We start from the raw sequence: 22,675 nt of genomic DNA on the forward strand, positions 1-22,675 counted from the left end.
CGGTACGGGGTCCGTACGCGGTGAGTCCACGTCAGTTTCGGGCCCGCGTACGGCGACACGGTCGGGTGAAGCGGTAGGCACACGTGTCCAGTGGCGTCGACACCGGTAACCTCTGGCCCATGGCCTCACGTACGTCCGGCAAGGGTTCCCAGGGCACGGCGGGCACCGCGAAGCGCGTCGGCCGTACCCCGGGGCCGGCGAGAAAAGCCGCGCCCGCCAAGAAGACCGCCGCGAAGAAGACCGCGCCGCCCAGGAAAGCGCCTGTAAAAAGGGTGGCGCCCAGACCCGCGCCGTCCCCGACCGGTGGCATCTACCGGCTCGTCAGGGCGGTATGGCTCGGGATCGCGCACGGCGTCGGAGCGATGTTCCGGTCGATAGGGCGTGGCGCGAAGGGACTCGACCCCGCCCACCGCAAGGACGGCCTCGCGCTGCTGCTGCTCGGCCTCGCGCTGATCGTTGCGGCCGGCACCTGGTCGAATCTGCGCGGGCCCGTCGGCGATCTCGTCGAGATGCTGGTGACCGGCGCCTTCGGCCGGCTGGATCTGCTCGCGCCGCTGCTGCTGGGCGCCGTCGCCGTACGGCTGATCCTCTATCCTGAGAAGCCGGAGGCCAACGGCCGCATCGTCATCGGCCTGTCCGCCCTCGTGCTCGGGGTGCTGGGGCAGGTCCACATCGCGTGCGGCGGGCCCGGCCGCGAGGACGGTACGGAAGCGATGCAGGACGCCGGCGGGCTGATCGGCTGGGCCGCCTCCAAGCCGCTCGTCTTCACCATGGGCGACGTCCTCGCCGTACCCCTGCTTCTGCTCCTGACCGTCTTCGGACTGCTGGTCGTCACGGCCACGCCCGTCAACGCCATCCCTCAGCGGCTGCGGCTGCTCGGTGAGAGGCTGGGCATCGTCGAGCCGGCGTACGGACGGGGAGCCGGGGGCGGGATCGACGACGACCGCTACGACGACCAGTGGCGCGAAGCGCTGCCCGAGCGGTCGCGCCGTGCGGGCCGCCGCTCCGACGCGGACGCCGGCCACGGACCGGAACACGCCGAGACGGCGGCGCTCTCCCAGCGGCGACCGCGCAGGCCCTCCGTGCAGCCCGCCATGAACCGCACCATGGACGCCGTGGACGTCGCCGCCGCCGCCGCGGCCGCGCTCGACGGCGCGGTCCTCAACGGCATGCCCCCCTCGCCGGTCGTCGCCGACCTGACGCAGGGCGTGTCGGCCGACCGCGACCACGGCCGCCCGGGGTCCGCCACCCCGGTCCCCGGGCGCGCGCCGCCGAGAGGCCCAGGGCCGGGGAGAAGGCGGGCTCGCCCTCCGGCGGGGTACCCGACCTGACGAAGCCGGTCCCGGAGCGCTCGGAGCCCCTGCCCGCCCGCGCCGAGCAGCTCCAGCTGTCCGGCGACATCACGTACTCGCTGCCCTCGCTCGACCTGCTGGAGCGCGGCGGGCCCGGCAAGACGCGGAGCGCCGCCAACGACGTGGTCGTGGCCTCCCTGACGAACGTGTTCACGGAGTTCAAGGTCGACGCGGCCGTCACCGGGTTCACCCGTGGCCCGACGGTCACGCGGTACGAGGTGGAGCTCGGCCCCGCCGTCAAGGTCGAGCGGATCACCGCCCTCACCAAGAACATCGCGTACGCCGTGGCCAGCCCGGACGTCCGGATCATCTCGCCGATCCCCGGCAAGTCCGCGGTCGGCATCGAGATCCCCAACTCCGACCGCGAGATGGTCAATCTCGGCGACGTCCTGCGCCTGGCGGACGCGGCGGAGGACAACCACCCGATGCTGGTGGCGCTCGGCAAGAACGTCGAGGGCGGCTACGAGATGGCCAACCTCGCGAAGATGCCGCACGTCCTGGTCGCCGGCGCGACCGGGTCGGGCAAGTCCTCCTGCATCAACTGCCTGATCACCTCGGTCATGGTACGAGCGACCCCGGACGACGTCCGCATGGTGCTGGTCGACCCGAAGCGGGTGGAGCTGACCGCGTACGAGGGCATTCCCCACCTGATCACCCCCATCATCACCAACCCGAAGAAGGCTGCCGAGGCGCTCCAGTGGGTCGTACGGGAGATGGACCTGCGCTACGACGACCTCGCGGCGTACGGCTACCGGCACATCGACGACTTCAACCACGCCGTGCGCAACGGCAAGGCGAAGGCGCCCGAGGGCAGCGAGCGTGAGCTGTCGCCTTACCCGTATCTGCTGGTCATCGTGGACGAGCTCGCCGACCTCATGATGGTCGCGCCGCGTGACGTGGAGGACTCCATCGTCCGCATCACCCAACTGGCCCGCGCCGCGGGAATCCACCTGGTGCTCGCCACCCAGCGGCCCTCGGTCGACGTCGTGACCGGTCTGATCAAGGCCAACGTGCCGTCCCGTCTCGCCTTCGCGACCTCCTCGCTCGCCGACAGCCGCGTCATCCTGGACCAGCCCGGCGCCGAGAAGCTCATCGGAAAGGGTGACGGGCTGTTCCTGCCGATGGGGGCGAACAAGCCCACCCGTATGCAGGGCGCGTTCGTCACCGAGGACGAGGTCGCCGCCGTCGTCCAGCACTGCAAGGACCAGATGGCACCGGTCTTCCGTGAGGACGTCGTCGTCGGTACCAAGCAGAAGAAGGAGATCGACGAGGACATCGGCGACGACCTGGACCTGCTCTGCCAGGCCGCGGAGCTCGTCGTCTCCACGCAGTTCGGGTCGACCTCGATGCTCCAGCGCAAGCTGCGGGTCGGTTTCGCCAAGGCGGGCCGGCTGATGGACCTGATGGAGTCACGCAGCATCGTCGGACCGAGCGAGGGCTCGAAGGCCCGTGACGTGCTGGTGAAACCGGACGAACTGGACGGGGTGCTGGCCATCATCCGGGGGAAACCACTTAGCGCGGGTTCCGTGGGCAACCGTCCCGCCCGGTCGAACGTCAAGGTGGGGGAAAGGCGGAAGGATGTTCCGCTTTCCGTCCCGGCCACGGGGCCGGCCGGCGAACCCGATGGCGTACAAAGTCGTCCCTCCCGGTTGCCGCACCCTTTCCTACCCCCCCTAGACTGAACATCCAGCAGGTGGCTCACGCTCGAAAGGCGCCCACGTGTCCATCGGCAACTCTCCCGAAGACGACCGGCCTTCCATCGGTCGCGTGCTCCAGCAGACTCGTATCGCCGCAGGTCTGACGGTCGAGCAAGTCAGCAGCTCCACCCGGGTGCGCATCCCCATCGTGCACGCGATAGAGGAGGACGACTTCTCGCGCTGCGGCGGCGACGTCTACGCGCGCGGCCACATCCGTACGCTCGCCCGTGCCGTCGGCCTCGATCCGGACCCGCTCGTCACCCAGTACGACGACGAGCACGGCGGTCGTCCGGTTCCCACTCCCGCGGCGCCGCTGTTCGAGGCCGAACGCATCCGTTCGGAGCCCCGGCGGCCCAACTGGACCGCGGCCATGGTCGCGGCCATCGTCGTCGTGGTCGGCTTCGTCGGCTTCACGCTCTTCAACGGCGAGGACGAACGCCCCAGGACGGCTACGGTCGCCGAGGGGTCGACGCCCGACAAGACCACTCCCAAACCCACCACGACCAAGCCATCCGATCCCAAGCCCGTGCCCTCGGAGAGCGCTATCGCCGCGGCTCCGCTGGACAAGGTGACGGTCAAGCTCACCGCCCTGCAGGGCAAGAGCTGGATCTCCGCCAAGGACCACAACGGGCGGCTGCTCTACGACGGGCTGCTGCTTCAAGGCGAGTCCAAGACCTTCCAGGACACGGAGCGCATCGACCTCGTCCTCGGCGACGCCGGGGCGATCGAGCTCTTCGTGAACGGAAAGAAGGTCCAGGACCAGTTCGAATCCGGACAGGTCGAGCGGCTCTCCTACACGAAGGGTGACCCCGAAGCGGGCTGATCCCCGCCCTCCGGTCCCCTCGGTGAGCGCCCGGCATTCATGCCGGGCGCTCACCGTCTTTCTCACCGGTTGTGAGGGGGCAACCCTGCACGGCGGGCCAGTGCCGGGACAAAGTAGTCTTGAGCCCATGCCCGAACGCCGTACCGTCGCCCTTGTCACTCTTGGCTGCGCCCGTAACGAGGTGGACTCGGAGGAGCTTGCAGGCCGCTTGGCAGCGGACGGCTGGGAGCTCGTCGAGAACGCCTCCGACGCGGACGTCGCCGTCGTCAACACCTGTGGATTCGTCGAGGCCGCCAAGAAGGACTCCGTCGACGCCCTCCTCGAAGCCAATGATCTGAAGGACCACGGCCGGACTCAGGCCGTGGTCGCCGTCGGCTGTATGGCCGAGCGTTACGGCAAGGACCTCGCCGAGGCCCTGCCGGAGGCGGACGGGGTGCTCGGCTTCGACGACTACGCCGACATCTCCGACCGGCTCCAGACCATCCTCAACGGTGGCATCCACGCCTCGCACACGCCTCGTGACCGCCGCAAGCTGCTGCCGATCAGCCCGGCGGACCGGCAGGACGCCTCCGTGGCGCTCCCCGGGCACGCGCAGGAGATCGCCGCGGCACCCGACGACCTGCCGGAGGGCGTCGCTCCGGTCTCCGGCCCGCGGGCCCCTCTGCGCCGACGGCTCGGCACCAGCCCCGTCGCCTCCGTCAAGCTCGCCTCCGGCTGCGACCGCCGCTGCTCCTTCTGCGCTATTCCCTCCTTCCGCGGCTCCTTCATCTCCCGGCGTCCCTCCGACGTCCTGGGCGAGACGCGATGGCTGGCCGAGCAGGGCGTCAAGGAGGTCATGCTCGTCTCCGAGAACAACACCTCGTACGGCAAGGACCTCGGTGACATCCGGCTGCTGGAGACCCTCCTGCCGGAGCTCGCGGAGGTCGAGGGCATCGAGCGGATCCGGGTCAGCTACCTTCAGCCGGCCGAGATGCGGCCCGGCCTGATCGACGTCCTGACCTCCACGCATAAGGTCGCGCCCTACTTCGACCTCTCCTTCCAGCACTCCGCCCCCGAGGTACTGAGGGCCATGCGCCGCTTCGGCGACACGGACCGCTTTCTGGAGCTCCTGGACACCATCCGGGGCAAGGCGCCGCAGGCCGGTGCCAGGTCGAACTTCATCGTGGGCTTCCCCGGCGAGACCGAGGCCGACCTCGCCGAGCTGGAACGCTTCCTCACCGGCGCCCGGCTCGACGCCATCGGCGTCTTCGGGTACTCCGACGAGGAGGGCACGGAAGCGGTGGGGTACGCGAACAAGCTGGACGCCGACGTCATCGCCGAGAGGCTCGCCCACATCTCGCAGCTGGCCGAGGAGCTGACCTCCCAGCGTGCCGAGGAGCGGGTCGGCGAGACGCTCCAGGTGCTCGTCGAATCGGTCGAGGACGACGAGGACGGTCCGGTCGCGGTGGGGCGTGCGGCACACCAGGCGCCCGAAACGGATGGCCAGGTCGTCTTCACCACACGCGAGGGCCTCGTGCCGGGCCTTATGGTCGAGGCAGAGGTCGTAGGCACCGAGGGAGTGGACCTCGTGGCCGAACACCATGAGCTCGCGGAGGTGGCCAGATGACCGGAGCCCCGGCATCCGCGGCAGGCGGGTCCGGCGCCAGGCCGGTCCGCGGCGGCGAGCTGGGCACTGCGGCCGTCGGCCAGGCCAGCCTGTGGAACATCGCCAACATCCTCACGATGGTGCGGCTGCTGCTCGTGCCCGGCTTCGTGATGCTGCTGTTCCATGACGGCGGCGACGAACCTGTCTGGCGCGCTTTCGCCTGGGCCGCGTTCGCGGTCGCCATGATCACCGATCTCTTCGACGGTCATCTGGCACGCAGATACGACCTGGTCACCGACTTCGGGAAGATCGCCGACCCGATCGCCGACAAGGCGATCATGGGCGCGGCCCTGGTCAGCCTGTCGGTTCTGGGGGATCTGCCCTGGTGGATCACGGGCGTGATCCTCTTCCGCGAGCTGGGCATCACGCTGATGCGCTTCTGGGTCATCCGCCACGCGGTGATCCCGGCCAGTCGCGGCGGCAAGGTGAAGACCCTGGCCCAGGGCACGGCGGTCGGCATGTACGTCCTGATGTTGACGGGGCCGCTGGCGACCCTCCGTTTCTGGATGATGATGGTCGCCGTCGCGCTGACGGTCCTCACCGGCCTTGACTACGTGCGCCAGGCCCTGGTGCTGCGGCGCAAGGGGATCGCAGCTGAGCGGGTCGCGGCTCGGGAGGCCGTCATCGCGGTCGCCGACGCGTCGGTCGCCGAGAGCGCCGGGGAGACTCCCGGGGGCGTCGACGCCGGGGCGGCCGTGACCCGTACGGGTGCCGCTCCGCGGGGCCCCGCGGAGGCCGAACGGTGACCGCCGCGGCCCGGGTACTGGGGCGGCTGGTGGAGCGGGGCGAGACTCTCGCCGTGGCCGAGTCGCTGACCGGCGGTCTGGTGGCGGCGGAGATCACGTCCCTGTCAGGTGCCTCGCGGTCCTTCCGCGGTGCCGTCACGGCCTATGCCACGGCCCTCAAGAGGGATGTGCTGGGTGTGGACGGGTCCCTGCTGGCCGAGCGCGGCGCCGTCGATCCCGATGTGGCCCTGGGGATGGCCGCCGGGGTACGGCGGCTGCTGGGGGCGGACTGGGGCATTTCGACGACCGGGGTCGCGGGGCCTGAGCAGCAGGACGGCAAGCCGGTCGGCACGGTCTTCGTGGCGGTTTCGGGGCCCGGGGCGTGGAGAAAGTCGCGGCGCTGCGGTTGAACGGCGATCGGGCGGACATCCGTGAAGAGAGCGTACAAAGCGTGCTCGAACTGCTGTCCGGCGAACTCGGCGAAAATGCGAGGACACAGGATACGGAACAGATCGGGGGGAATTCATGTTTGCAGCCCTGAGTGAACACGACATCGCTCCCCGCACGGCCGCAGCGCGAGGCGGTACGGTGGGGCGTGAAGGATGCGGCTACGCGGTCCGAGGAGGGAGCCACCGATGATCCTGCTCCGTCGCCTGCTTGGTGACGTGCTGCGTCGGCAGCGCCAGCGCCAAGGCCGTACTCTGCGCGAAGTCTCCTCGTCCGCCCGGGTCTCGCTCGGTTATCTGTCCGAGGTGGAGCGGGGGCAGAAGGAGGCATCCTCCGAACTGCTCTCCGCGATTTGCGACGCGCTTGACGTACGGATGTCCGAGCTCATGCGTGAAGTGAGTGATGAACTGTCGCTGGCCGAACTGGCCGAGTCGGCAGCAGCCAGTGATCCGGTACCCGCGCCGGTACGCCCGATGCTCAATGCCGTCTCCGTTTCGTCGGTGGCGGGTGTGCCGACGGGCCGGGTGACCATCAAGGTGCCCGCGGAAGCGGTGGGTGTCGTCGCCGCCTGATCCGCGCGGTCAGCGCATGCGTGCACCGGAGCCCCGGTCCGCCCCTCGTGGGTGGGCCGGGGCTTTCGCGTGGGCGCGGGGGCGGGCGGCGGTGAGGTGACGTCGCGGGTCCGCCTGGTCCTGACTACGTTTCGTCACGGCCAGGCGGTGGAGGAGGGATGCGTCACCTGATCCGATGATCCGCTCGAGACGGACGGGCGCCGGCCGGTGAGGTCGTACGAGAGGGGCGTGCCGGGACCGTACGACCGGAGCTGTCGAGCGCGCCGACTACGGGGTCGGGCCTGTCTGGCAGTGCGGGCACCAGTAGGTGGGCCGGTCGGCTTCGACGACCTTCCTGATGGGGGTGGCGCAGCGCAGGCAGGAGCGGCGCAGCCGGCCGTACACGTAGAGGTTTTCCTGCGGCCGGGGCCGGCCAGGTGTCCGGGTGGGCGCGGGTACGCCGGTGCGGGAGGCGGTGACGGCGGGTGTGGGCCCTGTGGTGGTGCGCGTGGGGCGGTCGCGGTTGGCTTCGAGGAGCTGCTTGGCGGTGCTGACCAGCCGGGCGGCGGTGGTGGCCGGGAGATCGCCGACGGGGAGCCACGGAGTGACGCGGGCCATGAAACAGAGCTCGCACTTGAAGACGTTGCCGATCCCCGCCAGGTTGCGCTGGTCCAGGAGCGCTTCTCCCAGGGGCCGGTCCGGGTCGGCGAGCAGATTGCGCAGGGCGGTGTCGGCGTCCCAGTCCGGGCCCAGCAGATCAGGCCCCAGGTGGCCGACGACCTTCTCCTCGTCCCGGGTGCGGAGAAGGTCCAGGACGGGGAGGCGGTAGCCGACGGCTGTGTGGGTGGCGTTGGCGAGGATGGCACGGATCTCGTGGGCGGGTCCGCCGCGCCGGCGCTCGCCTGCCGCGTAGATGCGCCAGGCCCCGTCCATGCGCAGGTGGCTGTGGAGGGTCAGACCACCCTCGATGCGGGTGAGGAGGTGCTTGCCGCGAGGGGTGACGTCGAGGACTCCGCGGCCGGTCAGGTCGACGGTCGCGAGCCGGGGGACGCGGAGGTCGGAGTGGGTGAGGAGCTGGCCTGCGAGTGCGGTGTGCAGACGCCTGGCGGTCTGCAGGACGGTGTCTCCTTCGGGCATGGGTCCATTCTGCGCTCTCCGGGGCGGGTGGTGAGGGTGCGCGGTTCTGCCGGTGGCGGTGGCGTCGGGCCGGTGGGGCCCCGTGGGCGCTGCGGGGTCAGGCGCGCAGGCGCAGACCCCTCGGGGTGGCGAGGAAGCCGGCTGCCTCCAGGGTGCGGCCCAGCGGTGAGGTGAGGGACGAGGCGCCGTTGGTGCGTTCCACGGTGACGGTGCCGAGTGCCCCGGCGCGAGCGGCCGAGGCCAGGGCCTCCGCCGCTGCTCCGAGCGCCGGGTCGTCGGGATCGGCCGGCCAGGCCAGCAGGGTCTTTCCGCCGCGCTCCATGTACAGCGTGAGCTCCCCGTTGACGAGGACGACGAGCGCACCGGCCTTGCGGCCGGGTTTGTGCCCCGCGCCGTCCGGTGGTTCGGGCCAGGGCAGCGCGGCCCCGTAGGCGTTGGCCGGGTCGGCCGCGGCGAGGACCACCGCGCGTGGGACGGCTCCCGGATCCGTACGGTCGCGGGCCGTGGACGCGGCCCTGAGCCGGTCCACGGCTCCCTCCATCGCGAACTGGGCCGCTCCCAGCCCTTCGACGACATAGCCGCGGCGCGCCTGCCCGTTGTCCTCGAAGGCGGCGAGGATGCGGTACGTCGCTGAGAAGCCCCCCTCGACGCCCTCGGCCTGCACCGCGCCCCGGGTCACCACGCCGTGGCGGTCCAGGAGCGTCCGGGCCAGTGCGTGCGCCCGGTGGGTCGGTTCGGGTTCGGTCGCCGGGAGCAGGGACCAGCGGCCCGAGACGGTGGGCGGGCCGGTGCGGGATGCCGGGCGGGCCGCGGCGGTGAGGGAGCCGTAGCGGCCGCGCGGGACGCTGCGTCTGGCGCGGTGGGCGGTGGAGCCCGCCGTGCGTCCGGAGCCCAGGAGCGCGCGCAACGGGGCGAGGGTGTCGTTGGTGAGACGGCCCGACCAGGCCAGGTCCCAGAGGACGTCGGCCAGTTGGGGATCGGTGCAGTCCGGGTGCGTGGTCGCGCGGACCTGGTCGGCGATCTGGCGGAAGAAGAGCCCGTATCCGCCGGAGAGGGTGGTGAGGACCGCCTCGTGGAGGGCGGACTCCTCGAGCGGGTGCGCGGGGGGGAGCAGCAGGGGTGCGCTGTCGGCGAGGTAGAGGGAGAGCCAGCCGTCCTTCCCGGGGAGCGCGCCCGCACCGGCCCACACGACCTCGCCCGTGGTGGTCAGTTCATCGAGGAGTGCGGGGGTGTAGCCCGTTACCCGGCTCGGCAGGATCAGCTTCTCCAGCGCGGACGCGGGAACGGGTGCGCCCTGCAACTGCTCGATGGCCCGGGCCAGTCCGTCGAGCCCGCGGAGGCTGTTGTCGCCCAGGTGCTGCCACTGGGGAGGAAGGCCGCCAGCGCCGCGGGGGGTACCGGTTCGAGTTCGTGGCGGAGCGCGGCGAGCGAGCGGCGGCGGAGCCGGCGCAGGACAGTGGCGTCACACCACTCCTGACCGATGCCGGCCGGGTGGAACTCGCCCTGGACGATCCGCCCGGAAGCGGACAGCCGTTGCAGGGCTCCGTCCGTGACGGCGGGGCCCAGGCCGAATCGGTCCGCGGCCTGGGTGGAGGTGAACGGTCCGTGCGTACGGGCGTGGCGGGCCAGGAGGTCACCGAGGGGGTCCTTCACCGGTTCGGTGAACGCCTCGGGGACCCCCACGGGCAGCGCCGTGCCGAGCGCGTCGCGCAGCCGTCCCGCGTCCTCGATCGCCGCCCAGTGAGGGGCTCCCGCGATGCGGACCTGGATCGCCCGGCGGGCCGATGCCAGGTCCGGTGCCCACTGCGGCCGCGCCCCGCGCTCGGCCAGCTCCGCATCGGTCAGCGGGCCGAGGACGCGCAGCAGGTCCGCCACTCCCTCGATGTCCTTGATCTTCCGGTCCTCGGTCAGCCACTGGAGCTCCTGCTCGAGCTCGGTGAGGACCTCGGGGTCCAGGAGCTCACGCAGCTCTGCCTGGCCCAGCAGTTCGGCGAGAAGGTGGGAGTCGAGCGAGAGAGCGGCCGCGCGTCGTTCCGCGAGCGGGGAGTCGCCCTCGTAGAGGAACTGGGCGACGTAGCCGAAGAGGAGGGAGCGGGCGAAGGGCGAGGGCTCCTGGGTGGTGACCTCGACGAGGCGGATGCGCCGCGCTTCGAGGTCACCCATCAGTTCCGTGAGGCCCGGGACGTCGAAGACGTCCTGAAGGCATTCGCGGACCGCTTCGAGGACGATCGGGAACGAACCGAACTCGGAGGCGACCTGGAGCAGTTGCGAGGCACGCTGGCGCTGCTGCCAGAGGGGTGTGCGCTTGCCGGGGGAGCGCCGGGGGAGCAGCAGGGCGCGGGCGGCGCACTCGCGGAACCGCGAGGCGAACAGCGCGGAGCCGCCCACCTGGTCGGTGACGATCTGGCCGATCTCGCCCTTGTCGAAGACCACGTCGGTGGCACCGACGGGGGCCTGCTCGCTGTCGAAGGCGGCATCCGGCAGCGTGAGACCCCGCTCCCCGCCGGCGCCCCCGTCCCTCGCCGGGTCGGCCGGGTCGACGGGGCCGAAGTCCAGCAGGTCCAGGCCCATCAGGTCGGCGTCGGGGAGGCGGAGCACGATGCCGTCGTCGGCGTGCATGACCTGGGCGTCCATCCCGTACCGTTCGCCGAGACGGGCGGAGAGGGCCAGGGCCCAGGGGGCGTGCACCTGGGCGCCGAAGGGGGAGTGCACGACCACCCGCCAGTCGCCCAGCTCGTCGCGGAACCGCTCGACCAGGATGGTCCGGTCGTCCGGGACGTGGCCGCAGGCCCGTACCTGCTCGTCCAGATACGCCAGGATGTTGTCGGCGGCCCAGTCGTCCAGGCCGGCGGCGAGCAGCCTGGCCCTGGCGTCCTGCGCGGACAGCCCGCCGATCTCCCGGAGGAACGCGCCCAGTGCGCGGCCCAGCTCCAGCGGGCGGCCCAGCTGGTCGCCCTTCCAGAACGGCAGGCGTCCCGGGACGCCGGGGGCGGGGGTGACCAGGACCCGGTCCCGGGTGATGTCCTGGATGCGCCAGGACGTGGTGCCCAGGGTGAAGACGTCACCGACCCGGGACTCGTAGACCATTTCCTCGTCGAGCTCTCCGACGCGCCCTCCGCCCTTCCTGGGGTCGGATCCGGCGAGGAAGACCCCGAAGAGTCCCCGGTCGGGGATGGTCCCGCCGGAGGTCACGGCGAGCCTCTGCGCACCGGGGCGGCCCGTGACCGTACCGGCGACGCGGTCCCACACCACACGGGGGCGCAGCTCCGCGAAGGCGTCGGACGGGTAGCGGCCCGCGAGCATGTCGAGCACGGCGGTGAACGCCGATTCCGGAAGGGCGGCGAAGGGGGCGGCCCGGCGGGCCAGGGCGAGCAGGTCGTCGGCCTGCCAGGTGTCCAGGGCGACGATGGCGACGAGCTGCTGGGCGAGGACGTCCAGCGGGTTCGACGGGATGCGCAGGGCCTCGATGGCGCCTTCGCGCATGCGCTCGGTGACGACGGCCGCCTGGACCAGGTCGCCCCGGTACTTCGGGAAGACCACTCCGGTCGAGACGGCACCCACCTGGTGTCCGGCGCGGCCGACCCGTTGCAGACCGGAGGCGACGGAGGGCGGTGACTCGACCTGGATCACCAGGTCGACCGCGCCCATGTCGATGCCGAGCTCCAGGCTGGACGTGGCGACGACGGCCGGCAGCCGGCCGGCCTTGAGGTCCTCCTCGACCTGGGAGCGCTGCTCCTTGGAGACCGATCCGTGGTGGGCGCGGGCGAGCAGGGCGGGGGCACCCTGCGCGGCACCGGACTGGGCCATGACCTCGGCCGGGGGCTGGGACCCGGCCAGGGGGGCGGCGTGCTCGTCGAACGCGGTGCCGGTCGCCCGCTCGTAAGCGATCTCGTTGAGCCTGTTGCACAGACGCTCGGCCAGACGCCGGGAGTTGGCGAAGACGATGGTGGAGCGGTGGGACTGGACGAGATCGGCGATCCGCTCCTCGACGTGCGGCCAGATGGACGGCTTCTCCGCCTGGTCGGCTCCGCCGTCCGTGGCGGGGGAGCCGCCGAGCTCGCCCAGGTCCTCGACGGGCACGACCACCGACAGGTCGAACTGCTTCGTGGACGGCGGCTGGACGATCTCGACCCTGCGCTGGGGGAGAGGAATCGCGCCACCTCGTCGACCGGGCGGACCGTCGCCGACAGGCCGATCCGTCGGGCGGGCCGGGGCAGCAGCTCGTCGAGACGCTCCAGCGACAGGGCGAGGTGGGCACCGCGTTTCGTGCCGGCCACGGCGTGCACCTCGTCCAGGATCACCGTCTCGACGCCCGCGAGGGCCTCCCGGGCGGAGGAGGTGAGCATCAGGAACAGCGATTCGGGTGTGGTGATCAGGATGTCCGGCGGCTTGGTCGCCATGGAGCGGCGTTCGGCGGGCGGGGTGTCGCCCGAGCGGATTCCGACGCGGACCTCGGGTTCGGGGAGCCCCAGCCTCACGGACTCCTGGCGGATGCCCGTCAGGGGGGAACGGAGGTTGCGCTCGACGTCCACGGCGAGGGCCTTGAGCGGGGACACGTACAGCACACGGCAGCGCTTCTTCGCCTCGGCGGGCGGAGGGACGGCGGCCAGCCGGTCCAGCGAGGCGAGGAACGCGGCGAGGGTCTTGCCCGATCCGGTCGGCGCGACCACCAGCACGTCCGAACCCTCGGCGATCGCCCGCCACGCCCCCTCCTGCGCGGCTGTGGGCGCGCTGAAGGCCCCCGTGAACCAACTGCGGGTCGCGGGGGAGAACGCGTCGAGCGCGGTGACGGCCATGTCCCCCATCGTGCACCCGACCACTGACAACGGCCGGTGACGGCGTGCCGTGGCGGTGACCCGGGCCCGCGGACCGGTGCCCGGAACTGCGAGAATCCGGGTATGACCGCAGCGGGGGCGAAGAAGGAGTGGGCCCGGTACTGGCAGTACGCCGAACTGCCGGGACTCGATCTCCTGCGGGCCCGCTACGTCCGGCACACCTTCCGGCGTCACAGCCATGAGGGCTATGTCTTCGGCGCGATCACGCGCGGGGTCGAGGACGTGGGCCTGCCAGGCGGCACCGTGCGGGCAGGTCCCGGCACGGTGGTCATGATCAATCCGGAGGTGCCGCACACCGCCCGCGCCGGCGTCCCGGAGGGCTGGGTGTACGCCACGCTCTACCCCTCCACCCAGGTGATCAACGACATCGCGGCCGACACGACGAATCTGCGTGGCACCGTCGGCTTCGCCGAGAGCAGCGTCTTCGACCCGCGGGCGGGCCGGCTGATCACCGGGATACACCGGGCGGCCGAGGAGGGGAACGCCCTCGCGGCGGACAGCCTCCTCCGCCTCCTGGTCCTCGGGCTCCTCGGCCGGCACGGCGGGGCGCTGCCCTCCGTCGTGCCGCACCCGGCGGGAGCCCGTGACGCGGCACTGGCCCGGTCGGCACTCCAGGAGCGGATGGCCGACCCGCCGACGCTGGAGGCGCTCGCCGTCGAGCTCGGGACCAGCCCCTTCGCGCTGCTGCGCGCGTTCAAGAAGCAGTACGGGATGCCGCCGCACACCTGGCTCACCGATGCGCGGGTGCGGCGGGCCCGCCTGCTGCTGGACAAGGGCACCTCGCCCGCCGCGGCCGCCGCGGCCGTCGGCTTCACGGACCAGCCCCACCTCAACCGTCACTTCACCCGGATCGTGGGAGTGCCGCCGGGGGCGTACCAGCGCGGCCGCGCAAGAACGTACAAGACCGCCGGGGACACCCCCGCATAGCGTTCCGGACGTGGCAGAACAGACAGCACCCCCAGGAAGCGACCGCGTGGACGACGGCGGAGGCGACGGCCCGGGCACGCGGGTGACCGGAGAGCCCGGCAGGGACACGTCGAGTGCGACGTCCCGGGTGGCGAAGCGCGACGCGGATGTCGTGCGGGACGCGCTCGGCGTCGGGATCGCCGTCGGGCTCTCCGGATTCGCCTTCGGGGTCACCTCGGCCGGCGCCGGACTGACCCTGCTCCAGACCTGCGCGCTCAGTCTCCTGGTCTTCACCGGCGCCTCGCAGTTCGCTCTGGTGGGCGCGCTCGCGGCCGGAGGCAACCCCTACACCGCGGCGGCCGGAGCCTTCTTCCTCGGCGTACGCAACGCTTTCTACGGCCTGCGGCTGTCGCAGCTGCTCGCGCTGCCCCGCGCCGTACGTCCGTTCGCCGCACACTGGGTCATCGACGAGACGACGGCCGTCACCCTTCCCCAGCCCACCCGGCGTGCTGCCCGCATCGGCTTCACGGTCACCGGGCTCACCCTGTACGTCCTGTGGAACCTGACCACCCTGGTGGGGGCACTCGGTGCCGAGGCGCTCGGTGACACCGACGCGTGGGGGCTGGACGCGGCGAGTCCGGCCGTGTTCCTGGCGCTGCTCGCGCCGATGCTGAAGAGCACCACCGAGCGCGTCACAGCCGCCCTCGCGGTCCTGCTCGCCCTGGGGCTGCTGCCGGTGCTGCCGGCCGGGCTGCCGGTACTGCTCTCCGCGCTCGCCGCACCTGTCGTCCTGTTCGTGACGGGACGCCGCAAGATCGCGACGACCGTGGTGACCCAGGGCGAGGAGCGCCGCCGATGAACGTCTGGATCGCCATCGGGCTCACCGCTGTCGGCTGCTACCTCGCGAAACTCCTGGGACTGCTCGTTCCCGCCGGAGCGCTGGAACGTCCCCTGGTGCAACGTCTGGCCGCGCTCCTGCCCGTCGCACTCCTGGCAGCGCTCACGGCGCAGCAGACGTTCGGTGACGCGCAGCAGCTCGTCCTCGACGCCCGGGGAGCGGGTCTGGCGGCAGCCGCCCTCGCCCTGGCCCTCCGGGCGCCCTTCCTGGTCGTCGTCGGGACCGCTGTGGTGGTGACGGCCGGGCTGCGTGCCCTCGGGTAGGCGGGTTGCGCGCCCTCGGGTGGGCGGGTAAGGGGCTCGGCCCATGGGACCGTGCCCCTTACGTCCAGCTCCGCACCGCGAGCGGATCAGCTGAGGCTGCGGCCGTACGCGCGCAGCGTCCGGAGCGCCCGGAGCGTCACGAGCGGGCGGCCTTCCAGGTCCGTTCCGGGTGCCCACCGGCGCCAGGTGACCGGCCAGCCGCCGTCCTCCTGCTGTCCGGCCGCCAGGTGGTCGAGGGAGCGGTTCACCTCCTCGTCGGTGAACCAGCGGCGGGCGAGTGATCCGGGCGTACGGGCGAAGTCGTACGGGAAGTGGTGTTCACCCGGTGCGTAGCCGGGGGCGACGGGAGAGTCCTCGCGCCTTTCCGGGTCCAGCACCACGAGCCCCTGGTCGCGTACGAGGCGCCCCAGGCGGTCGGCGACGGTTTCGGCGCGTGCCCGGTCCGGTACGTCGTCCAGGAACGCCACAGCCGCCTGGATCTCGTACGGGTGGGACTGTTCGAGCGCGTCGACGGATGCCCAGCAGAAGTCGGTGGCCCGGAACAGCCAGGCGTGCCACACCTGGTTGCGGTGGAGCAGCCCGACGACGGGGCCGGTGGCCAGCAGTTCGGCGGGAGGGTCGTCGACCACCGGGATGAACGGGGCGGCCGGGTAACCGCGCTGGGAGGGATGGATCGCGGGCAGCGCGCCCTCCTTGGTCGACACGGCGGTCAGATAGCGGCAGATGCGCTCCACACGCATCCCGGTGCACCGGCCGATCGAGTCCAGGACGTTCAGCGCGTGAGCGATGTGCAGCGGTTGGCTCACGGGGCCGCGAAGATCGGGTTCGAGCGCGTGTCCGTATCCGCCGTCCTCGTTCAGATAGGCGGCGAGCGCGGTCTCCACCGCGTCGGCGCTGCCGCCCAGGAACTCCTGCGCGAACCGTCGCTGTTCGAGGACGCGGGCCGTCAGCCAGACGAACTGCTCGGCGCGGGCGAGTGGATGTGCTCCGGTTCCAGCCATGGGACCGACCGTAGAGCGGAATGCGCTGCCATACCGGCGGGCGGCCCGGCCGTACTCCCAGGGGCGGGATAATGGATGCATGCGGTTGACGATTTTCTGGGAGCGGATGGCGGACCACTTCGGTGAGGCGTATGCGGACTCCTTCGCGCGCGATCATGTGATGTCCGAGCTCGGAGGCCGTACGGTGCACCAGGCACTGGCTGCCGGATGGGACGCGAAGGACGTCTGGCGCGGGGTCTGCGCGGCCGTCGGCGTCCCCGCCGAGAAGCGCTGACAGCCTCCCCGGGACGCACGGCAGCGTCCGCCGGGCGGCCTCCCATCCCCGGAAGAGCGATGGCGGCGGGCGGTGTTGACGGCACCCCCGTCCGCGGAAGGGGCGGGGGCCGGATTGGCCCAGGTATGGGCGAGACTTGTCCCGTGGCACCGACAGACGAGACCGCCCAGACCCAGCCGCCCGCCTCCCCGCCCGTCCCGCCGGCCGCGCCGCCCGCCGGTGACGGCCCGGTCCGTATGCCCGGCTGGCTGCCGCGCGCGATGGTGCTCGCGCTCGCGCTCTACGCCTGCTTCCAGCTCGGCAGCTGGGCGTTCGACCAGCTCATCGGCCTGCTGATCAACGTACTCATCGCCTTCTTCCTGGCGCTGGCGATCGAGCCCGCCGTAAGCCGGATGGCATCGCGCGGCATGCGCCGCGGCCTTGCCACGTTCCTGGTCTTCCTCGGTGTCCTGGCCGCAGCGGCCGGCTTCGTCGTGCTGCTCGGGTCGATGCTGGCGGGCCAGATCCTCGACATGGTCGAGGATCTCCCCGCGTACCTCGACTCCGTGATCAACTGGGTGAACCAGACCTTCCGCACCGACCTGTCCCGAGTCGACGTCCAGGACAGCCTGCTGCACTCCGACTGGCTGCAGAGGTACGTGCAGAACAGCGCTACCGGAGTCCTCGACGTCTCCACCACGGTGCTCGGCGGACTGTTCCGGCTGCTGACGATCTTCCTGTTCTCGTTCTACTTCGCGGCCGACGGCCCCCGGCTGCGCCGCACCCTGTGCTCCGTTCTGCCGCCCGCGCACCAGGCGGAGGTGCTGCGCGCCTGGGAGATCGCCGTCGACAAGACGGGCGGCTACCTCTACTCGCGCGGACTGATGGCGCTGATCTCCGGCGTCGCGCACTACGTGCTGCTGCTGATCCTGGGCGTGCCCTACGCGCCGGCGCTCGCTGTCTGGGTCGGCCTGGTCTCCCAGTTCATCCCCACCATCGGTACGTATCTGGCGGGCGCCCTGCCGATGCTGATCGCGTTCACCGTCAACCCCTGGTACGCCCTGTGGGTCCTCGGCTTCGTGGTGGTCTACCAGCAGTTCGAGAACTACGTGCTGCAGCCGAAACTCACCTCCAAGACCGTCGACATCCATCCGGCGGTCGCCTTCGGCTCGGTCGTCGCCGGCACGGCGCTGATGGGCGCGGTGGGCGCGCTGATCGCGATCCCGGCGATCGCCACGCTGCAGGCGTTCCTCGGCGCGTACGTGAAGCGGTACGCGGTGACGGACGACCCGCGGATGCACGGGCGCCGAGGCAGCCGGGGCGGGCCGGTGCGGGCGCGGATGCCCAAGGCCCTGCGGAAACCCGGCGCTGTGCGGAAGCGGCCGCAGGACACCCCGGGGGAGGGCTCGAAGGCACACGGCTGACGCGGGCGCGCGGGGTCAGCGGTACCCGGTGACGTCGGCGGGGAGGCGAAGAACGGGACCTGGTAGTGGTCCGCGTGGTACGCGGTGGCGCCCTCGGTCACCTCGGCGTGGTGCGCTTGACACCGAATTCGAACATCCATTCTCATGAGATTCCGGCCGGGTTTTCCCGGGCCCCGACCGTGGAGTTGTCCACAGGCCGGGAGGACGTCGAGGCCCATTGTCAGTGGCAGGGGTTAGCGTCTTTGACGTGAAGCGATCGACTCAAGCAAATCGGGTGGAACCCATGGCAGGAACCGACCGCGAGAAGGCGTTGGACGCCGCACTCGCACAGATTGAACGGCAATTCGGCAAGGGCGCGGTGATGCGCCTCGGTGAGCGGCCGAACGAGCCCATCGAGGTGATCCCCACCGGCTCGACCGCGCTCGACGTGGCCCTTGGCGTCGGCGGTCTGCCGCGCGGCCGTGTGGTGGAGGTGTACGGGCCGGAGTCCTCCGGCAAGACGACGCTGACGCTGCACGCCGTGGCGAACGCGCAGAAGCTCGGCGGCACGGTGGCCTTCATCGACGCCGAGCACGCTCTCGACCCCGAGTACGCGAAGAAGCTCGGTGTCGACATCGACAACCTCATCCTGTCCCAGCCGGACAACGGTGAGCAGGCGCTGGAAATCGTGGACATGCTGATCCGCTCCGGCGCGCTCGACCTGATCGTCATCGACTCCGTCGCGGCACTGGTGCCGCGTGCGGAGATCGAGGGCGAGATGGGCGACTCGCACGTGGGTCTGCAGGCCCGTCTGATGAGTCAGGCGCTCCGCAAGATCACCAGTGCGCTCAACCAGTCCAAGACGACCGCGATCTTCATCAACCAGCTCCGCGAGAAGATCGGCGTGATGTTCGGCTCCCCCGAGACCACGACCGGTGGCCGGGCGCTGAAGTTCTACGCCTCGGTGCGTCTGGACATCCGACGGATCGAGACGCTCAAGGACGGCACCGAGGCCGTGGGCAACCGCACCAGGGTCAAGGTCGTCAAGAACAAGGTCGCGCCGCCGTTCAAGCAGGCCGAGTTCGACATCCTCTACGGCCACGGCATCAGCCGCGAGGGCGGCCTGATCGACATGGGTGTCGATCACGGATTCGTCCGCAAGGCCGGTGCCTGGTACACCTACGAGGGTGACCAGCTCGGCCAGGGCAAGGAAAACGCCCGCAACTTCCTCAAGGACAATCCCGATCTCGCCAATGAGATCGAGAAGAAGATCCTGGAGAAGCTGGGCATCGGTGTGCGGCCCGAGGCTCCGGCGGTCGAGCCGGCCGCGGCCGACGTGGTGGTGGCGGGCGACGGTGCGGCCGACGCCGCGGCTAAGTCCGTGTCCGCGCCGGTCACCAAGGCCAAGGCCACCAAGACCGCGGCGGCCAAGAGCTAGGCCGTGACACGTCGAACGGAGTGGTCGGTCGGCGGCGCAGGCCCGGATGCGGGCGCCGGCCCTGAATTCACCGCAGGGCCCGGCCAGGCGTCCGAGCCGGAGTTCGGTCCCGCGGAAGGGCCCGGCTTCCGGTCCGATTCCGCCGCTCGGGCCGGTGGCCGCCGGGGGAGAGGTTCGGGCGGTGGCTTCGGCGAAAGCCGCGGCGGCTTCGGCGGAGGCCGGGGGCGGGCGACGGCACCGGCCGCCGTAGCCGCAGCGACTCCAGAAGCGGCGGTTCCTCCTCCTCGTCGAGGGCCGAGAAGGGGGAACCGCAGGACCCGGTCGAGCAGGCGCGCAACATCTGTCTGCGCCTGCTCACCGGGACACCGCGCACGCGCAAACAACTCGCGGACGCCCTGCGCAAACGGGAGATCCCCGACGAGGCGGCCGAAGAGGTGTTGTCGCGGTTCGAGGATGTGGGGCTGATCAACGACGGGGCGTTCGCCGAGGCGTGGGTGGAGTCCCGGCATCACAGCCGAGGGCTGGCTCGCCGGGCCCTCGTGCGGGAGCTGCGCACCAAGGGCGTGGAATCCGCGCTGATCGACGAGGCGGTCGAGCAGCTCGATCCGGAGCAGGAGGAGCAGACGGCCCGAGAGCTGGTCGCCCGCAGACTCCGCTCCACCCGTGGACTGGACCGCGACAAGCGGCTGCGCCGCCTGGCGGGCATGCTCGCGCGCAAGGGGTACGGGGAGGGCATGGCCCTGCGCGTGGTGAGGCAGGCGCTGGCCGAGGAAGGGGAGGACACGGAGGGCCTGGACGAGCCTTTCTGAGCGCGCGCGGGTGGTGCGCTGAGGGCCGGGGGGAAGCCGGGCAAGGACGCGCGTGGACGTTTGGGCTGGGCGGAGAGTGGCGTGGCGCTTGGGTCCGGGCGACTGGAGCCGGTCCCGAGGGGAGTGGAGCGAGACGCGGAACGGCTCGGAGAGTCAGGCGCGAGGGCGGTCAGTGGCCTGCGCGGGAGGCCCGTCGAATGGTGGCGTCCAGCAGGGACAGGGCATCCGCTGCGGTGCGGTCGGGGTGCCGGTTCCACGGGCCGATCAGGTCGGTCCACCCCTGCGAGCGGAGTTCGGTGATCAGCCAGGCCCCGGCCCGGTCCACCGTGTCGAGGGAGCCGTAACCGAGCCGGTGTGCGGTGAGAAGCGCGCCGCAGACGCAACGGGCCCCCCGGGCGTCGCGCAGACGGTAGGGGGCGTTCTGCCAGCCCCATTCGACGAGAATGCGTCGGGCGTAGCCGAGGTGGGTGGACGGCCGTACATCGGGCTGACCGATACGCCGCCAGCCGTGCAGACGCTCAGGCAGGGCCGCGCCCAGTCGCCCGGGAAGCCGCCGCTCACGGGGCGGCGGGGTGGGCAGGGCCTGTACCGACTCCTCGATGAGTTGCTCGACGGATACGGACAGCAGGCCCCGCCAGTCGGCCGCATCCCGATCCGGGGCGGGGTGGCCCTCCGGCTCCGGCTTCGGCTCGGGCCGGGACTTTTCGCCGGACTCCGGCGGTAGCGGCACGCGGGTGGCGGTGTACCCCCAGCCCGAGATGATGTCCTGCCAGACCGCCGTGTCGTGGAGGCGGGAGACCTGGGCGTCGAGCTGGTCAGGGGTGAGGTGAGGGGTTTTCGTCGGCACGACAACTCCGTACATTTCGATCCTCGGCGTTGAGGCGAATGTGCGGGGTCCGGGGTGATCGCTCCACCTGGATGTGGCGTTCGGGTGGGTCGGCGGCAGGGTGAGACGGCGGAAAAGGCCGGCGGCACCGGGAGGACGGAGCTGGCGGCGCCTCGGAGCGCTCGCCCAGGCGCCGCGCCGGCCGGTCCTTGCACGCCTCGCCCCGGACGGACCAGCGACCTCCGCGTCCCTCGCCCGGTCCCCCTGACGAGGGCTCACGAAATCGGGCGCGGCGAGGACGGGAAGCCGGAGGAAGCGCACGTACCTCCAGGCGGATCGGACGTGACGCCTGTCCGGCCCGGAAGGGGCTCCTCGGGCCGGATATCCCCGGCAGCCACCGCCGCTCCCGGACGGCCCGCGCTGGTACCCCGACCGGTGGAGGCGGCCACCGCCAGGCAGTGCCCAGCTCCACCGGTGTCAGTGAATCCTGGTCACCCCTCGACCGGGAGCCCCGCCGCGCGCCATGCCTGGAACCCCCCGATCAGGTCGGTCGCGCGGTGCAGTCCCAGCCGGTGCAGCGACTCGACCGCGAGGCTCGACGCGTACCCCTCGTTGCAGACGACCACCACCTGGAGGTCGTGGCTCACCGCCTCGGCGGCGCGATGGCTTCCCCGCGGGTCGAGCCGCCACTCCAGTTCGTTGCGCTCGATGATCAGCGCGCCCGGAATGACCCCGTCCTTCTCCCGCAGGGCCGCATAGCGGATGTCCACCAGCAGTGCGCCGTCGGCGGCCGCCGCGGCGGCCTGCCGGGGCCCGATCCGGTCGATTTTGGTGCGGACCCGTTCCAGCAGCTCGTCGATGCCCAGCGGTTTCCCGCCGCCACCTGGGGTGCTCTCGCGGACGTCGCTCACTGCCAGTCCTCCGGACGTTCGGTCTGCTCCAGGCGCAGCACCGCGCCCGTGCGGCTGTAGCGGCGGATGCGCGGCAGCGGGGGGTAGTAGGCGTGCACCGAGACGGCATGCGCGCCGGTGGATTCGTTCAGCACCTCGTGGATGTGATGCCGGCCGAAGGCCCGGCCCTGACCGGCCGCCAACTGCCGTGTGCGGTCGACGTCCCCGCTCAGCTCCAGGGTCTTCCAGCCCTCGGTGGGCAGCCGGGCGGCCAGCGAGTGCTCCTTGAGGGTGCCCGCGGCGGTGGTGAAGGCGCCGATCGAGTCGGCGTGGTCGTGCCAGCCGGTGCCCGTGCCGGGCGGCCAGCCGATCAGCCAGGCTTCACTGCCGCCGGGGCCGTCGAGCCGGATCCACGTACGGCCCTCGGGGTCGAGGGGGAGTGAGGCGACGAGCGCCGCGTCGTTCGCGGTGCGGCGCACGAAGGCGAGGAGTTCCGCGGCGTCCGGCGCGGACACCGTGCGTGCCTCGGAGTGCGGCACGGGCACGGGCGCCGAAGCGTGTGCGGGAACGGAGAACGAGAAGGGGCGTGCAGACACAGAAACCGTCCTGGGAGTTCGCGCTGGGGCCACCGTCGTACGCAGAAGCACGGCGTGGCGGTGAGAGGCGAGTCAGCAGGACGGTCGACACACGCAGCCCGCATAGCGGACGAGGTCCATATGGACCCTCCGCCACAGGCGCACGTCGGTGTCGGTCATGATCTGGAGTACACCATGTGC

The 22,675-nt window shown here is 71.6% G+C and carries 16 protein-coding genes and 4 pseudogenes; 13 read left to right on the plus strand and 7 right to left on the minus strand.

The features are described 5' to 3' along the window. Nucleotides 1–119: 119 nt before the first annotated feature. From Sfulv_RS21720 to Sfulv_RS21745, 6 genes and pseudogenes are all read left to right on the plus strand, one after another. Nucleotides 120–2,869 (plus strand): annotated as a pseudogene (locus Sfulv_RS21720) (DNA translocase FtsK); the annotation flags it as partial. A gap of 202 nt (nucleotides 2,870–3,071) precedes the next feature. Continuing rightward, complete coding sequence (locus Sfulv_RS21725) at nucleotides 3,072–3,872, plus strand: helix-turn-helix domain-containing protein (protein ID WP_173316224.1); 801 nt, start codon at nucleotides 3,072–3,074, stop codon at nucleotides 3,870–3,872. 127 nt (nucleotides 3,873–3,999) lie between these two features. Continuing rightward, nucleotides 4,000–5,478, plus strand: coding sequence for a 30S ribosomal protein S12 methylthiotransferase RimO (rimO, locus tag Sfulv_RS21730; RefSeq protein WP_173316225.1), 1,479 nt, complete (start codon nucleotides 4,000–4,002; stop codon nucleotides 5,476–5,478). After that, on the plus strand, nucleotides 5,475–6,263 hold the full coding sequence (gene pgsA, locus Sfulv_RS21735; RefSeq protein WP_173316226.1) for a CDP-diacylglycerol--glycerol-3-phosphate 3-phosphatidyltransferase: 789 nt from the start codon (nucleotides 5,475–5,477) through the stop codon (nucleotides 6,261–6,263). Before rimO ends, pgsA begins: the two co-directional genes overlap by 4 nt. Then, nucleotides 6,260–6,783 (plus strand): annotated as a pseudogene (locus tag Sfulv_RS21740) (CinA family protein). The gene pgsA and the pseudogene Sfulv_RS21740 overlap by 4 nt, the downstream one beginning before the upstream one ends. 94 nt (nucleotides 6,784–6,877) lie before the next feature. Next, on the plus strand, nucleotides 6,878–7,261 hold the full coding sequence (locus Sfulv_RS21745) for a helix-turn-helix domain-containing protein (RefSeq protein ID WP_173316227.1): 384 nt from the start codon (nucleotides 6,878–6,880) through the stop codon (nucleotides 7,259–7,261). A gap of 267 nt (nucleotides 7,262–7,528) precedes the next feature. On the opposite strand, the gene Sfulv_RS21750 is transcribed toward Sfulv_RS21745, so the two are convergent. Then, entirely contained in the window at nucleotides 7,529–8,377 is an 849-nt protein-coding gene (locus Sfulv_RS21750) for an Fpg/Nei family DNA glycosylase (protein ID WP_173316228.1), read from the minus strand. A 97-nt stretch (nucleotides 8,378–8,474) separates the two neighbouring features. Continuing rightward, nucleotides 8,475–13,173 (minus strand): annotated as a pseudogene (locus Sfulv_RS21755) (DEAD/DEAH box helicase). A gap of 102 nt (nucleotides 13,174–13,275) precedes the next feature. On the opposite strand from Sfulv_RS21755, the gene Sfulv_RS21760 reads away from it, so the two are divergent. The 3 genes from Sfulv_RS21760 to Sfulv_RS21770 are packed head-to-tail and all read left to right on the plus strand — an operon-like array spanning nucleotide 13,276 to nucleotide 15,279. After that, on the plus strand, nucleotides 13,276–14,139 hold the full coding sequence (locus tag Sfulv_RS21760) for an AraC family transcriptional regulator (protein ID WP_173316229.1): 864 nt from the start codon (nucleotides 13,276–13,278) through the stop codon (nucleotides 14,137–14,139). A gap of 10 nt (nucleotides 14,140–14,149) precedes the next feature. Further along, nucleotides 14,150–14,977: an AzlC family ABC transporter permease gene (locus Sfulv_RS21765; protein ID WP_371874695.1), complete on the plus strand. Its 828-nt coding sequence runs from the start codon at nucleotides 14,150–14,152 to the stop codon at nucleotides 14,975–14,977. Continuing rightward, nucleotides 14,974–15,279, plus strand: coding sequence for an AzlD domain-containing protein (locus Sfulv_RS21770; protein WP_173316230.1), 306 nt, complete (start codon nucleotides 14,974–14,976; stop codon nucleotides 15,277–15,279). Before Sfulv_RS21765 ends, Sfulv_RS21770 begins: the two co-directional genes overlap by 4 nt. Before the next feature lie 86 nt (nucleotides 15,280–15,365). On the opposite strand, the gene Sfulv_RS21775 is transcribed toward Sfulv_RS21770, so the two are convergent. Further along, nucleotides 15,366–16,280: a hypothetical protein gene (locus Sfulv_RS21775; protein WP_173316231.1), complete on the minus strand. Its 915-nt coding sequence runs from the start codon at nucleotides 16,278–16,280 to the stop codon at nucleotides 15,366–15,368. 79 nt (nucleotides 16,281–16,359) lie between these two features. On the opposite strand from Sfulv_RS21775, the gene Sfulv_RS21780 reads away from it, so the two are divergent. From Sfulv_RS21780 to recX, 4 genes and pseudogenes are all read left to right on the plus strand, one after another. Beyond that, nucleotides 16,360–16,554, plus strand: coding sequence for a DUF3046 domain-containing protein (locus Sfulv_RS21780; protein ID WP_173316232.1), 195 nt, complete (start codon nucleotides 16,360–16,362; stop codon nucleotides 16,552–16,554). A gap of 236 nt (nucleotides 16,555–16,790) precedes the next feature. Beyond that, on the plus strand, nucleotides 16,791–17,957 hold the full coding sequence (locus Sfulv_RS21785; protein ID WP_173318096.1) for an AI-2E family transporter: 1,167 nt from the start codon (nucleotides 16,791–16,793) through the stop codon (nucleotides 17,955–17,957). A 283-nt stretch (nucleotides 17,958–18,240) separates the two neighbouring features. Beyond that, nucleotides 18,241–19,374, plus strand: a complete 1,134-nt coding sequence (recA, locus tag Sfulv_RS21790; RefSeq protein ID WP_173316233.1) for a recombinase RecA — start codon at nucleotides 18,241–18,243, stop codon at nucleotides 19,372–19,374. A gap of 3 nt (nucleotides 19,375–19,377) precedes the next feature. Next, nucleotides 19,378–20,183, plus strand: a pseudogene (recX, locus tag Sfulv_RS21795) (recombination regulator RecX). A 169-nt stretch (nucleotides 20,184–20,352) separates the two neighbouring features. Here the strand turns inward: recX and Sfulv_RS21800 are convergent. The 4 genes from Sfulv_RS21800 to Sfulv_RS31540 form a co-directional block, all read right to left on the minus strand. Next, nucleotides 20,353–21,045 carry a DUF6197 family protein gene (locus Sfulv_RS21800; RefSeq protein ID WP_173316234.1) on the minus strand — a complete coding sequence of 231 codons (693 nt, stop codon included), beginning with the start codon at nucleotides 21,043–21,045 and terminating at the stop codon, nucleotides 20,353–20,355. A 455-nt stretch (nucleotides 21,046–21,500) separates the two neighbouring features. Then, nucleotides 21,501–21,926, minus strand: a complete 426-nt coding sequence (locus Sfulv_RS21805; RefSeq protein WP_173318098.1) for a rhodanese-like domain-containing protein — start codon at nucleotides 21,924–21,926, stop codon at nucleotides 21,501–21,503. After that, the gene (locus Sfulv_RS21810; RefSeq protein WP_173316235.1) at nucleotides 21,917–22,495 is read right to left on the minus strand and encodes a cupin domain-containing protein; all 579 of its coding nucleotides are present in this window, start codon (nucleotides 22,493–22,495) and stop codon (nucleotides 21,917–21,919) included. The genes Sfulv_RS21805 and Sfulv_RS21810 overlap by 10 nt, the downstream gene beginning before the upstream one ends. A gap of 72 nt (nucleotides 22,496–22,567) precedes the next feature. Next, a complete protein-coding gene (locus tag Sfulv_RS31540) occupies nucleotides 22,568–22,654 on the minus strand; it encodes a putative leader peptide (RefSeq protein WP_311605579.1) in 87 nt (28 codons plus the stop codon). Nucleotides 22,655–22,675 lie beyond the last annotated feature (21 nt).

The sequence above is a fragment of the Streptomyces fulvorobeus genome, assembly GCF_013167895.1.
Classification (GTDB): Bacteria; Actinomycetota; Actinomycetes; order Streptomycetales; family Streptomycetaceae; genus Streptomyces; species Streptomyces fulvorobeus.